We start from the raw sequence: 15458 nt of genomic DNA on the forward strand, positions 1-15458 counted from the left end.
TTGGAAAATATCAATGAGCTTTGGGACAACACACTTAAAAAGATAGAAGAAAAAATCAGCAAACCAAGCTTTGAAACCTGGCTAAAGAGCACAAAAGCAGATTCTCTTAAAGATGATACGCTCATTATCGTAGCGCCCAATGAATTTGCTAGGGATTGGCTTGAAAGCCGTTATTCTAAGTTAATCTCTGATGCTTTATTTGAAGTAACAGGAGCAAAGCTTCAAACAAAATTTATTATTCCTGAAGCAAAAGATGTAACTCCTGACGAAGTGAAACCAGCCATGAAACAGGTTCAGAATATGGAACAAAATGAGCAAGAGGAATCGCCTCAAAGCATGCTAAATTCTAAGTATACGTTTGATACATTTGTCATTGGATCAGGAAACCGTTTTGCTCACGCAGCCTCACTCGCTGTAGCTGAAGCACCTGCAAAAGCATACAATCCTTTATTTATATACGGGGGTGTTGGGTTAGGGAAAACACACCTCATGCATGCAATTGGCCATTATGTTCTTGATCATAATCCATCTGCTAAAGTGGTTTATCTTTCTTCAGAGAAATTTACAAATGAATTTATCAATTCCATCAGAGACAACAAAGCCGTTAATTTCCGCAACAAATACCGCAATGTAGACGTGCTATTAATTGATGATATTCAATTCCTTGCGGGAAAAGAACAAACCCAAGAAGAATTTTTCCACACCTTTAATACACTTCACGAAGAGAATAAACAGATTGTCATTTCAAGTGATCGACCACCTAAAGAAATTCCTACTTTAGAAGACCGCTTGCGTTCTCGATTTGAATGGGGACTCATTACGGATATAACCCCACCTGATCTTGAGACACGTATTGCCATCTTGCGCAAAAAAGCTAAAGCAGAAGGTCTAGATATTCCGAATGAGGTTATGCTTTATATTGCCAATCAAATCGACACCAACATTCGCGAACTAGAAGGCGCACTTATTAGAGTTGTAGCTTACTCATCTCTGATTAATAGAGATATTGATGCTTCATTAGCAGCTGAAGCATTAAAGGATATTATTCCAAGCTCCAAGCCTAAAGTCATTACCATTCAAGCTATACAAGAAGTTGTAGCTGAAAAATATAATATTAAACTTGACGATTTCGCTGCGAAAAAACGAACCAAAACCATTGCTTATCCAAGGCAAATCGCTATGTACCTATCAAGGGAAATGACGGATTACTCTCTTCCGAAGATAGGAGAGGAGTTTGGAGGACGCGATCACACTACCGTCATCCATGCTCATGAAAAAATTTCAAAGATGCTTAGCCAAGATCAGCAGTTACAAAAAGACTTAGATGATCTAAAAGAAACACTTAAATCGTAAATGTCGTCTGTGGATATCCATTAAAGTTATTCCAAAAATTACTCACAGTCTATCCACATGTGGAAAACCTGACAGTTATAGCGATGAAACCACTTATGCACATATTCACAGCCCTTACGACTACTACGACCTTTTTTATAAATAAATATAATTAAAGAAGATCCATTTAGGAGGATTCGATTCATGAGATTTACAATTCAACGCGATCAATTAATGAACAGCGTTCAAGATGTTATGAAAGCTATATCTTCTAGAACGACTATTCCTATTCTTACCGGAATGAAAGTAGAAGCTACAGAATACGGGGTAAAACTTACAGGTAGTGATTCTGATGTCACTATTGAATCCTTTATCCCTGTTGAAGAAGATGGGATTGTTTTGGTTGAGAACATCGAACCAGGCAGTATTGTATTGCAAGCTAAATACTTCCCGGATATTGTTCGCAAGTTACCTCAACAAACGGTAGAAATCGAGGTTGATGATCACTTCAACGTAAATATTCGTTCTGGTAGTGCAGAATTCCATTTAAATGGCCAAGACGCTGAAGAATACCCGCACTTGCCGCAAATTCAAACCAACCAAAGTTTTGAAGTTCCGATTGATTTACTAAAAGACTTAATTCGACAAACGGTCTTTGCGGTGTCCACCTCAGAAACACGCCCTATCTTGACAGGTGTAAACATGAAAGTGGAAAACGATGATTTATACTTTATTGCAACGGATAGTCATCGTCTTGCTTCTAGAAAGATTCCAATGGGTGACAACGTTCAACCTTTATCATTTGAGAATGTTGTTATCCCTGGAAAAAGCCTGACAGAACTCAACAAAATTCTTGATGATTCTCAAGAAACCATTGAAATCAGCGTTACAGAAAATCAAATTTTATTCCGTACAAAGCACTTGTACTTTTTATCACGCTTGCTAGACGGGAATTATCCAGAAACATCAAGACTTATTCCTGATGAAGTCAAAACAACGGTGTTCATTGATACCAAAGAATTGCTTCAGTCTATTGATCGTGCATCTCTGTTGGCAAAAGAAAATCGCAATAGTGTGGTCAAATTAACCACAAAAGAAAACAACCGTGTGGAGATTACAAGTAATTCCCCTGAAGTAGGGAATGTTGTAGAAGAAGTAACAGCGGAATCGTTAGAAGGGGAAGATTTAAAAATTTCCTTTAGCGCGAAATATATGATGGATGCACTTAAAGTTGTCGACTGTGAAAAAGTAAACATCCAGTTTACTGGTGCTATGCGTCCATTCTTAATTCGACCAAATGAGAATGATCAAATTTTACAGCTTATTTTACCTGTTCGAACGTATTAATTTCTCCATTTAGCAAATAAAAAGCAAGGGATGACATCCCTTGCTTTTCTTATGGACAAATCTTTAGTAAAATAGGTAGAAGGTCAAGTCTGGAATTAGGGTGAAAAAATAATGTATGAAGCTATTGAAATAGAAACTGATATGATTCCTTTAGGTAAATTTTTACAAATTGCCAATGTTATTGAAACTGGAGGTATGGCTAAATGGTTTTTATCCGAATACCCAGTTTTTGTAAATGGTGAGCCAGAGAATCGTCGTGGTAAGAAACTATCTATTGGAGATCTTGTAGAGGTTGAAGGTGTAGGTACCTTTAAGGTTGTATCAGAATCTTAATTTCCCAATTAAGTTGAAGGGGACTCCCTATGCATTTAGAACAACTAACATTAAAACACTATCGTAATTATGAGCAGTTAGATATAACGTTTGATGATAAGGTAAACGTTATTATTGGAGAGAATGCTCAAGGAAAAACTAACCTTATGGAAGCTATTTACGTTTTAGCTTTTGCAAAATCCCATCGAACTCCCCGTGATAAAGAACTTATCATGTGGGACCAAGAGTATGCTAAAATTAAAGGGAGTGTGTTTAAGCGAAAACGCCATTTCCCATTAGAAATTGTAACGTCAACAAAGGGTAAGAAGGCAAAGCTTAACCATCTTGAGCAGAAACGTTTAAGCGACTATATAGGCGCATTAAATATTGTCATGTTTGCACCTGAAGATCTAAACCTGGTAAAGGGGAATCCTCAGGTTCGTCGTCGTTTTATAGATATGGAGATTGGACAAATTCAGCCTGCTTATATTTATCATTTGGGACAGTACCAAAAAATCTTAAAGCAACGAAATCATTTATTAAAAGAGTACCAGCGTAAACAAAATCCTGATTTAACGATGTTGCGAATATTAACTGACCAACTTATTGAGCATGCTGCAACAATTGTTCAGAGAAGATTTAAGTTTCTGGGGCTACTTAGAGACTGGGCCTTGCCAATACACGAAGGAATTAGCCGCCAACTGGAAAAACTTGAAATTGCTTATAATCCTACAGCTGACGTATCAAAAGATATGGATTTGTCTATGCTTGTAAGGGTATTTCAAGAAAAATTTCAAGAAATAGAAAAACGTGAATTAGAACGTGGAACTACTTTAATTGGTCCACATCGTGATGATTTAATTTTCTATGTGAATGGAAAAGACGTACAAACCTATGGCTCTCAAGGTCAGCAACGTACGACGGCTTTATCACTGAAACTAGCTGAAATTGAGTTAATTCATAGTGAGGTTGGTGAGTATCCGATCTTGCTTTTAGATGATGTATTAAGTGAATTAGATGATTATAGACAATCCCATCTATTGCATACCATTCAGGGAAAGGTTCAAACGTTTGTTTCTACGACAAGTGTAGACGGCATTGAGCACGAAACACTTAAAAAGGCGGATGTTTTCTACGTTCAGGAAGGTAGCGTAACCAGGGCGAATTGAGGTGGAAGTTTGTTTATTCATATTGGGGAAGATCATGTTATTGAATCAGGAGACGTTATTTCGATTATTGACTTTGAATTGCTAAGCTCATCTTCAATCGTAGAGGAAATGATTCAAAATCAGCGATTGAACCAAAGAGTCTTTGAATCTCCAAATGCGGAGGCAAAGTCAATTGTTATAACGAGAGACTATATATACTTCAGTCCACTTTCTGTCTTTACTCTTAAAAAACGTGCCAACATGACTTCAACATTGAACAAAATCGAAGACTTTGCAGAATGATTCAGGAGAACGAAAGAATATAACCTAGGGAAAGAAATGTAGGTGAATGACTGATGAGGGAAGAAAATCTACCAAATCAACAGGCATATGATGAGAGTCAAATTCAGGTGCTTGAAGGTTTAGAAGCGGTGCGGAAACGTCCAGGAATGTACATTGGTTCAACAAACGAAAAGGGACTTCATCACCTTGTTTGGGAAATTGTTGATAATAGTATCGATGAAGCACTAGCAGGCTATTGCGATCACATCACTGTAACAATTGAGAAGGACAATAGCATTACCGTAACAGATAACGGACGCGGGATTCCTGTAGGTATGCATAAAAAGGCAAACCGTCCTGCTGTTGAGGTTATTCTAACGGTACTGCACGCTGGTGGTAAGTTCGGTGGCGGCGGCTATAAGGTATCAGGTGGTCTCCATGGTGTTGGAGCTTCCGTGGTAAACGCCTTATCGAGCAGTTTAGAAGTATATGTACACCTGGATGGTAAAATTCATTACCAAGAGTATCATAGAGGTGTTCCTCAAGAAGATCTGAAGGTAATTGGAGAAACGGATGTAACGGGTACACGTATTCACTTCACCCCAGATCCTGAGATTTTCAACGAAACAAGAGAGTATAATTTTGATACATTAGCTAACCGACTTCGTGAGTTAGCGTTTTTAAATAAAGGGATTCGCATTACGATTAATGATGAGCGTAATGAAGAACAAGGGGCAAAAGATTTTCTTTACGAGGGTGGTATTGTTTCTTATGTAGAGCATTTAAACCGTACTCGTGAAGGACTGCATGAGCCTTTCTATGTTGAGAATGAAAGTGAAGACATCAGTGTGGAAATTGCTTTACAGTACAATGATGGCTTTGTAAGTAACATCTATTCTTTCGCAAATAACATCAATACCTATGAGGGCGGAACACACGAATCCGGATTTAAAACAGCTTTAACAAGAGCTATTAATGATTATGCCCGTCGGAACCAAATGTTTAAGGAAACAGACCCGAATCTAACAGGTGATGATGTACGCGAAGGGCTTACAGCAATCATTTCCATTAAGCACCCAGATCCTCAATTTGAGGGACAAACCAAAACAAAACTAGGAAATAGTGAAGCCCGTACTGTCACGGATAATATCTTTAATGAGTATTTCTCTAAGTTTTTATTTGAAAACCCTGACTCAGCGAAGATGATCGTCGAAAAGGGGCTTATGGCTTCTAGAGCACGATCTGCTGCTAAGAAAGCACGTGAGTTAACGCGCCGTAAGAGTGCGTTAGAAATCTCTAACCTACCAGGTAAGTTGGCTGACTGTTCTTCTAAAGATGCTAAGATCAGTGAGTTGTATGTGGTAGAGGGAGATTCAGCAGGTGGATCTGCTAAGCAAGGACGAGATCGCCATTTCCAGGCTATTCTTCCTTTAAGAGGTAAGATTATTAACGTTGAGAAGGCCCGTTTAGATAAGATCCTATCCAATAATGAAGTTCGCTCTATTATTACAGCGCTTGGAACGGGTATTGGAGAAGAATTTGATATTACAAAGGCAAGGTACCACAAAATTGTCATTATGACGGATGCGGATGTCGATGGAGCGCACATTCGAACATTGCTCTTAACATTCTTCTATCGTTATATGCGTCCGCTACTTGAATATGGCTATATTTATATCGCCCAGCCACCTCTTTATAAAATTCAACAGGGGAAAGCTATTCAATACGCCTTTAACGATAAAGAAATGGAAGCTACTCTAGCCCAGCTGTCTAAGCAGCCTAAGCCTAGCTTGCAGCGTTATAAGGGTCTTGGAGAAATGAACTCAGAGCAGCTTTGGGAGACTACAATGGATCCTGAAACGCGTACAATGCTTCAAGTTAGTCTCCAGGATGCTATGGAAGCAGATGAAGTGTTTGAGATCTTAATGGGAGATAAAGTAGAGCCTCGTCGTAACTTTATTCAAGATAATGCCCAGTATGTTAAGAATTTAGACGTTTAAGATAAAGAAATGCTTCATGGACTTACACAAGCCGAACCCTCTTATGGTGGTTCGGCTTGTAAGCTTGAAGCAAGAGAAATGAGAACAGATGAATGAACTTTAGAGGCTGTAGAGCTCTCTTTTCCTTATTGAATAGGAGGTATCACGATGGCGGATGAACAACGCCCAAACGTAAAAGAAATCAATATTAGCCAAGAGATGCGTACATCCTTTATGGATTATGCCATGAGTGTTATTGTGTCCCGTGCTTTACCAGACGTAAGAGATGGATTAAAGCCTGTGCACCGCCGTATTCTATATGCGATGCATGATTTAGGTATGCACTCAGATAAGGCCTATAAGAAATCAGCACGTATTGTAGGGGATGTTATTGGTAAGTATCACCCTCATGGTGACTCTGCTGTGTATGATTCTATGGTACGTATGGCACAAGATTTTAACTACCGCGCGATGCTGGTAGATGGCCACGGAAACTTTGGTTCTGTAGACGGTGATGCTGCCGCAGCAATGCGTTATACAGAAGCAAGAATGTCCAAGATCTCAATGGAACTCCTGCGTGACATCAACAAAGATACCATTGATTATGCGGATAACTATGATGGGACAGAGAAAGAACCTATTGTTCTTCCTGCCCGTTTCCCTAACTTACTTGTGAATGGAGCAAGTGGTATTGCGGTGGGAATGGCTACTAACATTCCTCCACACCATTTAGGGGAAGTCATTGATGGCGTTTTAGCAGTCAGTCATAATAGTGAGATTACTATTGATGAACTAATGACTGATTATATATATGGACCGGACTTTCCGACCTCTGGTCAAATTTTAGGGCGAAGTGGTATTCGCAAAGCCTATGAAACAGGAAAAGGGTCTATTACCATTCGTGCAAAAGTAGATATTGAAGAAATGAAGAACGGGAAGTCCCGTCTTTTGGTTTCAGAACTACCATTCCAAGTGAATAAGGCTAAGCTTGTCGAGAAAGTAGCCGAACTTGTTCGTGATAAGAAGATTGATGGAATTACGGACTTACGTGATGAGTCAGACCGTGAAGGAATGCGCGTTGTTATTGAACTTCGTAAAGATGTAAATCCAAACGTTGTTTTAAATAACCTCTATAAGCAAACAGCTCTTCAAACATCCTTCGGGATTAATATGCTTGCACTAGTAGATGGGCAACCGAAAGTATTAAATCTAAAGCAATGTTTAGAACATTATTTAGAACACCAGAAGGTTGTCATCAGACGTCGTACAGAATATGAGCTTCGTAAAGCGGAAGCTCGCGCACATATTCTAGAAGGTTTACGAATTGCGTTGGATCATATTGATGAGATTATTGCTTTAATTCGCGAATCTGAAACGACTGACATTGCTCGTGAGAACCTTATGACGAATTTCGAGCTCTCAGAGAAGCAAGCTCAAGCGATTCTAGACATGCGTTTACAACGTTTAACTGGGTTAGAACGCGATAAAATTGAAAAAGAATATGAAGAACTTGTTCAGTTGATTGCAGAACTAAAGGCTATTCTAGCTGATGACGAAAAAGTTCTTGAGATTATAAGAGAAGAATTAACAGAAGTAAAAGAACGATTCTCTGACGAGCGACGAACAGAAATCATAGCTGGTGGAACAGACTTTATCGAGGATGAGGATCTGATTCCTGAAGAGACGGTGATTGTAACGGTTACTCACCAGGGTTATATCAAACGTCTCCCTGCGACCACATACCGCTCACAACGAAGAGGAGGACGCGGTGTTCAAAGTATGGGAACCAACGAAAATGATTTCGTAGAACACTTACTATCAACATCCACTCATAACACTCTTTTATTCTTCTCAAACAAAGGGAAGGTTTACCGGGCTAAAGGGTATGAGGTACCTGAGTTCAGCAGAACAGCAAAAGGAATTCCAATCATTAATATGTTAGAAATTGAGAAAGATGAGTGGATTAATGCTGTAATTTCTGTAGAAGAATTTGCTGATGACTGGTATTTATTCTTCACAACGAAGCATGGTATTTCTAAACGTACTACGTTATCTGCCTTTGCTAATATTCGCCGTGGTGGACTTATTGCGCTGAACCTCCGTGAAGATGATGAATTAATCTCAGTCCGTCTTACAGATGGTCATAAGCATATTATGATTGGTACAAAAGGCGGTTATCTGATCCGATTCCCAGAAGAAGATGTACGTACAATGGGACGTACAGCAGCTGGGGTGAAAGGAATTTCATTACGAGATGAAGATGAAGTTGTCTCTATGGAGATTATTGAAGATGGCCTTCAAGTTCTAAACGTTACGACTAAAGGGTTCGGTAAACGAACACCAGCCGATGAGTACCGTATTACAGGGCGTGGTGGTAAAGGAATTCGTACTTGTAATATTACTGAGAAGAATGGTGACGTTGTCGCTGTAAAAGCTGTTACAGGTGAAGAAGATGTTATGATTATTACAGCAGCTGGTGTGCTTATTAGAATGGGTGTAGAGAGCATCTCTCAAACCGGACGTAACACACAGGGCGTACGTTTAATTCGTCTTCAAGAAGGCGAAGAAGTAGCAACGGTGGCTCGTATTCAAACTGAAGAACAAGAAGAAGAAACGTTAGAAGAAGCAAGTGAACAAGCTATTGAAGGCATTTCTACAGAGCAAGAAACAATCATCGAAGAAGACTCAACATCAGAAGATGAGTAACTAAAAAAGGAGATGTACATACATCTCCTTTTTTTTACACAAAATGAGTTCCAATTTAGTGGAAATGGTTATAGTGGAGGGGGAAAAACATGCGTGTGCACCCTGACCAGTTAATTCCTGGTTGTATTGTAATGAGAGATGTTATGGGGAAAACAAATCGTCCAATTGTGACAAAGAATACAGTGATTAAGCCTGTTCACATTACGGTCCTGCACAAGTTCTTAGTAGATGAAGTGGAAGTTGGACAAAAACTTTCAAACGGAAGTTCTTTTTTACCTGAAAAAAGTAATAATCAGCCACAAGAAATATCGGCTGTTCACGAAACAGAGCAACCTCCGTTTACAGAACAATATCTCCAGGCCGTTCAGGCCTATAAGAAGATGTTTCACCAGTGGAAAGCTGGATTTGCTATTAATATGCCTGGTGTTAGGGAAGTAATTGTCCCTTTAATTGAACAAGCGCCAAAGCATAAAAATGAAATTTACTCTTTGCATCATTTCACGAGTAAAGATGATTACTTTTATCATCACGGCATTGCTGTTGCCCTATTGTCAGCCATAATAGCAGATCAGCTGAACTATTCTAAAGGAGAGGTCATTCAAGTTGGGATTGCAGGTTTCTTAAGTGATTGTGGAATGGCGAAAATTGATGAAGGGCTTTTATCAAAGAGGGGATCACTAACTTCTTACGAATACGAAGAAATTAAAAAGCACCCGACTTATTCTTATAGAATGGTCGAAAACATTCCGGCTTTAAAAAATGAAGTTCGTCTCGCTGTGCTGCAACATCATGAGCGCCTTGATGGAAGTGGGTATCCATTAGGTATCTCGCAGGATAAATTGCATACATATGGGAAAATAATTGCTGTGAGTGATCTCTATCATGCAATGACTTCAGAAAGGGTCTACCGATCTAAACAGTCTCCTTTTAAGGTATTAGAAGAACTTCTACATCAACAATTTGGGAAGTTTGATCCTACTATTACTCAAACACTCGTTCAGAGTATGACTAGCCTATCTTCAGGGATGAAGATACGCTTAACAAATAACCAATTAGCAGAGATCGTTTTTATTGAATCCAAATATCCAACAAGACCTATGATTCGACTACAGCACAACGATGAGATTATTCATCTTAAATTCCACCGGGAAATTTATATCGAAGAAATTATCTCCTGACAAACGTCCTCCTTAGAAGTAAGGGGGACGTTTTTATAGGTGAGAGTGAAGAAAGTCGGCTATTAGCCATGGAATCTTTGTCTTTGTTATTTCTAGAAACGTACGAATATACACCAAGTCCTCACTTGTGTAGGAATGAAGAATATCTCCCCACCACTCAGTCTCATAGCGGGAAAGCATGCTTAAATTATACAAAACCAAATAGTGAGACAGGAGTTCAGGAAAAGGATACTGTAATGAACGATGGTTAGATATAAATAAACGATCATCCTCTTGATTGACGTAAATATAAGGGTGGTGAAGTGTACGGAAGGGTGATTTCAGAGATACATTTATTGAGTTATTTTCTATACTGACATGGTTTCCTTCAGTAATAATAGATGGAATATGTTGTTTGAAGTAATTCTCAGACCAGTGGTAATCATCAAGGATAGAAAGGGGGAAAGTGAGCGTATCTGCTCCCATACTTCCAATAAAGTATCCTTTTTTGGGGTGGTTTTGGAAACGATACACCTCACCCATTTCTGGAATCCTTGAGAGTAATTCACTCATTGTAAACTTTTCTTTAGAAGATTGTTCCATGTGAAACATATGCTCGGCGACATAAGAAAAGAGTCCTTTGTGTTGAACTTTCACTTCGTCTTGAAGAAAAGAATAATTTTGCTTTTTTCGTTTGCGACTTGTTACCCCGTGAGCTAAAACACTCGTTGACTCAGGATAATCTGGACGTACGGTTAAGAGCGCAGCTTTAATAAACTGTGCCATTCCATAAAAGTATAGAATAGGTTGAATCGATAATGGAGACTCCTCTCCTTGCTTATAAAAAGTTTGGCCATGTTCTAAATAATAGATTAACCGATAGGTGTTATCATAACTCTTTCGTTCAGCATCTACATCAATGGGGGCATAACATTGTTGTAAGTAACTTTGGGCGAAAGGAGCAGATTGAAGATTTGTATAAATGGACAGAATATTTCGGATATTCATAATAGAGGCCCCACTTCCTTAAAAACAGTTGAAAAACCCTTTTTAATAACGTATTGTAATCTACAATATAACAACTTATAGGTTTAGTTTGTCCTAAATCACAAGAAAACATGAATACGTGTCAGGAGGGTAATGAAATGCGTGAAGATAAGTTCGCTAAAGAAAGTTTAACATTTGATGATGTACTCTTAATCCCGGGGAAATCAGACATATTACCAAGGAATGTAGAAGTAAAAACTGAATTAAGCTCTAGTTTGAAACTGAATATTCCGCTGATTAGTGCAGGGATGGATACGGTGACAGAGGCAGAAATGGCAATTGGAATGGCTCGCCAAGGCGGCATTGGTATTATTCATAAGAATATGTCCATTGAGGAGCAGGCAGAGCAAGTGGACCGTGTGAAGCGAAGTGAAAGTGGCGTCATTTCAAATCCTTTCTTCTTAACGCCAGAACATCAGGTGTATGATGCTGAATATCTAATGGGGAAATATCGTATTTCAGGCGTACCAATCGTGAATAACGAACAAGACCAACAGTTAACTGGTATTATTACAAATCGTGACCTTCGTTTTATTCAAGACTATTCTATTAAGATCTCTGAAGTTATGACAAGCGAAAATCTCGTTACAGCTCCTGTTGGAACAACGCTTGAAGAAGCAGGAAAGATCCTTCAAACCTACAAGATTGAAAAACTTCCACTAGTAGATGATAACCGGGTTTTAAAAGGCTTGATTACAATCAAAGATATTGAAAAAGTCATTGAATTCCCAAATTCAGCTAAAGATGAATTTGGACGACTTCTAGCAGGTGCGGCTGTAGGCGTAACAGCTGATGCTGACACACGTATTCAAAAGCTTGTTGATGCAGGAGTTGATGTTATCGTAATCGATACAGCTCATGGTCATTCACAAGGTGTAATTGACCAAGTAGCGTCTGTTCGTAAGCTTTACCCACACCTAAATATTATGGCGGGTAATGTCGGTACACAAGAAGCAACCCGCGAATTAATTGAAGCAGGGGCGAATATTATTAAAGTAGGAATTGGACCTGGTTCTATTTGTACAACCCGTGTTGTAGCTGGAGTCGGGATCCCGCAGATCTCAGCCGTCTACGAATGTGCTTTAGAAGCCAAACAGCACGGCATTCCAGTTATTGCTGATGGGGGAATTAAGTACTCAGGAGATATTGCCAAAGCTCTTGCAGCCGGTGCCCATGCCGTTATGATTGGAAGTATGTTTGCTGGTGTATCTGAAAGTCCAGGTGAAACAGAGATCTTCCAAGGAAGACGCTTTAAAGTATATCGTGGAATGGGCTCTGTAAGTGCGATGAAGTCAGGATCTAAAGATCGCTACTTCCAAGAGTCTTCAGAAGCAAATAAATTGGTTCCAGAGGGAATTGAAGGGCGCGTACCTTATAAAGGGCCTCTAGCTGATACGGTACACCAACTGATTGGTGGTCTACGTTCTAGCATGGGATATTGTGGCGCTTCTGACTTAACCATTTTCCGTAACGAATCTCGCTTTACTCGTATTACCAATGCCGGTTTACGTGAAAGCCATCCACATGATGTACAAATTACGAAAGAAGCACCGAACTACTCTATTTAATACCTTCTTTTTTTAAAATTAAACATTCATTGGATCAGAGCTCAGTTTGTCATATTCTGAGCTCTGTCTTTTATGGAGGAAACAACTAAACATACAACTATAAGGTTCTACATACGACCAGGATCAACTTAAAATGAGGTATATACGGCTCAGTTCCGTCATAACGGGTGGAAAGTCTGTTTCTCTATTAAGTCGTCCTATGATAAAATAACGTCATATGTATACTATCTTTTTGGAGGTTGAAGGACGTTGAAAACTAGATTAAAAGTACCTTTTCTATTGTTAATAATGGTACTTGTAACATTTACTTCCATGCTGACGAAACCGATTACAACTTCAGCAGCGGTAGATGTGCAAGCTAAAACTGCCATTCTAGTAGACGCAGAAACTGGTAAAATTCTATTTGAGAAAGATGCAGATGTAGCATTGCCACCCGCTAGTATGACAAAGATGATGACCGAATACTTAGTACTTGAAGCCATTAATGAAGGGAAAATTAGTTGGGACACGACGACCCAAATTACAGACTACCCTTATAGCATTTCTGCAGATCCAGCTTTCTCTGGAGTTGGATTGAAGCAAAATCAAGACTACACGGTTCGAGAACTTTATGAAGCGATGGCTATTAACTCAGATAATGCTACAGCTATTGCATTAGCTGAACTTGTTGCAGGTTCAGAAGGCGATTTCGTTAAGATGATGAATGAAAAAGCAGACCAGATGGGTCTCCCTGATGCAAAGTTTGTCAATGCGACAGGGCTGGCTAATTCTGATTTAGGTAATAATGTCCCGGAAGGAACTGGCGCTGACGAAGATAACTTAATGTCTGCTCGTTCAGCAGCATTACTTGCCTACCGTTTAATTAATGATTACCCAGAAGCTCTGGATATATCCAGTATGACGACCACAGAATTTGATGGTCAGGAAATTCAGAATTGGAACTGGATGTTGCCAAATATGCCGGGTTATTTATCACAATATGGATATGAAGGCATGGATGGACTTAAAACAGGTTGGACGGACTTAGCTGGATTCTGTTTCACGGGTACAGCTGAGCGCAGTGATCAGCGCTTGATTTCAGTGGTCATGAAAACGGATAGTAAGGAAGCTCGTTTTGAAGAAACGAGAAAACTACTAGATTATGGATTCAACCAGTTTGAAAAGAAAGAATTATACCCTAACGAATATCAGATAGAAGATCAAAAGACTTTATCTGTTACAAAAGGGAAGCAAGACACAGTTGAAATTGCTTCTAATGCCCCTCTCACGACTATGATTGAGAAAGGAACGGAAGATCAATACAACGTGGAATACAAGTTGGATGACTCAGTTCTGAACGACAAAAAAGAATTGACTGCCCCGATTAAAAAGGGACAAAAAGTCGGTTCTGTAAAACTAGTCAATAGTGAGAAAGATTTCGGATATATCACCTCTGATGGTGAGCAAAAAGAAAGCGTTGATCTTGTAACACAAGAAAAAGTAGAGAAATCTAACTGGTTCATGCTTATGATTGGCGCTATTACTGGTTTCTTTGCTGATATCTTTACGAGTGTTGTAGATACTGTAAAAGGATGGTTTTAAACCTAGTAATGATGTAGGTTTTTAGAGTGGTTTGGTATACAATATCTTTAGGAGAAGCTGTCCTATAAATACTATGTGCACATTTGGACTAGGAGGAATATTCATGTCAAGAACAGGTACAGATCGAGTAAAAAGAGGTATGGCGGAAATGCAAAAAGGCGGCGTCATTATGGACGTTGTAAATGCGGAACAAGCTAAAATTGCAGAGGAAGCTGGAGCGGTTGCTGTAATGGCGCTTGAGCGAGTTCCGGCAGATATTCGTGCAGCAGGTGGCGTAGCCCGCATGGCTGACCCAACGATTGTAGAAGAAGTTATGAACGCTGTATCCATTCCAGTTATGGCTAAGGCACGTATTGGACATGTGGTAGAAGCTCGTGTATTAGAATCAATGGGCGTAGATTATATTGATGAAAGTGAAGTACTTACTCCAGCAGATGAGGTCTATCATATTAAGAAAAATGATTATACCGTTCCATTTGTTTGTGGTTGTCGCGACCTTGGTGAAGCAACACGCCGTATTGGCGAAGGTGCTTCCATGCTTCGCACAAAAGGTGAACCGGGTACAGGGAATATTGTAGAAGCGGTACGTCATATGCGTGAAGTACAATCTCAAATTCGTCAAGTAGTTGGCATGAATGAAGATGAATTAATGACTTATGCTAAAAACATCGGAGCCCCATATGAACTCCTTATTCAAATTAAGGAAGAAGGGCGTCTGCCTGTTGTAAACTTCGCTGCAGGTGGTATTGCAACACCAGCTGATGCAGCATTAATGATGCAACTTGGAGCAGATGGAGTCTTTGTTGGTTCTGGGATCTTCAAATCCAATAATCCAGAGAAGTTCGCTCGTGCTATTGTAGAAGCGACAACTCATTATGATGATTACAAGTTAATTGGAGAGCTATCTAAAGGTCTTGGAACGGCAATGAAGGGTATGGAGATGTCTACTCTACAACCTTCTGATCGTATGCAAGACCGTAGTATGTAATGAATAAAAGG

General features: G+C 39.4%; 12 protein-coding genes. 11 read left to right on the forward strand and 1 reads right to left on the reverse strand.

What is annotated here, in order from left to right; translation table 11 throughout:
* The 8 genes from dnaA (at nucleotide 1) to QNI29_RS00040 (ending at nucleotide 10284) form a co-directional block, all read left to right on the forward strand.
* Nucleotides 1-1353 carry a chromosomal replication initiator protein DnaA gene (gene dnaA, locus QNI29_RS00005; RefSeq protein ID WP_231419414.1) on the forward strand — a complete coding sequence of 451 codons (1353 nt, stop codon included), beginning with the start codon at nucleotides 1-3 and terminating at the stop codon, nucleotides 1351-1353.
* Nucleotides 1354-1536: 183 nt separating this feature from the next.
* Nucleotides 1537-2679 carry a DNA polymerase III subunit beta gene (gene dnaN / locus QNI29_RS00010; protein ID WP_231419413.1) on the forward strand — a complete coding sequence of 381 codons (1143 nt, stop codon included), beginning with the start codon at nucleotides 1537-1539 and terminating at the stop codon, nucleotides 2677-2679.
* Between the two features lie 111 nt (nucleotides 2680-2790).
* Complete coding sequence (gene yaaA / locus QNI29_RS00015; RefSeq protein ID WP_231419412.1) at nucleotides 2791-3012, forward strand: S4 domain-containing protein YaaA; 222 nt, start codon at nucleotides 2791-2793, stop codon at nucleotides 3010-3012.
* 29 nt (nucleotides 3013-3041) lie between these two features.
* On the forward strand, nucleotides 3042-4160 hold the full coding sequence (gene recF, locus QNI29_RS00020) for a DNA replication/repair protein RecF (protein ID WP_231419411.1): 1119 nt from the start codon (nucleotides 3042-3044) through the stop codon (nucleotides 4158-4160).
* A gap of 9 nt (nucleotides 4161-4169) precedes the next feature.
* Entirely contained in the window at nucleotides 4170-4442 is a 273-nt protein-coding gene (gene remB / locus QNI29_RS00025; protein WP_231419410.1) for an extracellular matrix regulator RemB, read from the forward strand.
* Between the two features lie 53 nt (nucleotides 4443-4495).
* Complete coding sequence (gene gyrB, locus QNI29_RS00030; RefSeq protein WP_231419409.1) at nucleotides 4496-6421, forward strand: DNA topoisomerase (ATP-hydrolyzing) subunit B; 1926 nt, start codon at nucleotides 4496-4498, stop codon at nucleotides 6419-6421.
* 147 nt (nucleotides 6422-6568) lie between these two features.
* Nucleotides 6569-9106: a DNA gyrase subunit A gene (gene gyrA / locus QNI29_RS00035; RefSeq protein WP_231419408.1), complete on the forward strand. Its 2538-nt coding sequence runs from the start codon at nucleotides 6569-6571 to the stop codon at nucleotides 9104-9106.
* Between the two features lie 89 nt (nucleotides 9107-9195).
* Nucleotides 9196-10284, forward strand: a complete 1089-nt coding sequence (locus QNI29_RS00040; RefSeq protein ID WP_231419407.1) for an HD-GYP domain-containing protein — start codon at nucleotides 9196-9198, stop codon at nucleotides 10282-10284.
* A 33-nt stretch (nucleotides 10285-10317) separates the two neighbouring features.
* Here QNI29_RS00040 and QNI29_RS00045 read toward each other — a convergent pair whose 3' ends face one another.
* Nucleotides 10318-11271, reverse strand: coding sequence for a YaaC family protein (locus tag QNI29_RS00045; protein ID WP_231419406.1), 954 nt, complete (start codon nucleotides 11269-11271; stop codon nucleotides 10318-10320).
* Nucleotides 11272-11408: 137 nt separating this feature from the next.
* Here QNI29_RS00045 and guaB point away from each other — a divergent pair, with 137 nt between their 5' ends.
* The 3 genes from guaB to pdxS all read left to right on the forward strand — a co-directional run bounded on the left by guaB (nucleotide 11409) and on the right by pdxS (nucleotide 15447).
* Nucleotides 11409-12878 carry an IMP dehydrogenase gene (gene guaB, locus QNI29_RS00050; RefSeq protein ID WP_231419405.1) on the forward strand — a complete coding sequence of 490 codons (1470 nt, stop codon included), beginning with the start codon at nucleotides 11409-11411 and terminating at the stop codon, nucleotides 12876-12878.
* Nucleotides 12879-13127: 249 nt separating this feature from the next.
* Nucleotides 13128-14459: a serine hydrolase gene (locus QNI29_RS00055; protein ID WP_370635526.1), complete on the forward strand. Its 1332-nt coding sequence runs from the start codon at nucleotides 13128-13130 to the stop codon at nucleotides 14457-14459.
* Between the two features lie 103 nt (nucleotides 14460-14562).
* Complete coding sequence (pdxS, locus tag QNI29_RS00060; protein ID WP_231419404.1) at nucleotides 14563-15447, forward strand: pyridoxal 5'-phosphate synthase lyase subunit PdxS; 885 nt, start codon at nucleotides 14563-14565, stop codon at nucleotides 15445-15447.
* The last annotated feature ends 11 nt before the right edge of the window (nucleotides 15448-15458 follow it).

It is taken from the genome of Pontibacillus chungwhensis (assembly GCF_030166655.1).
Lineage (GTDB): Bacteria > Bacillota > Bacilli > Bacillales > BH030062 > Pontibacillus.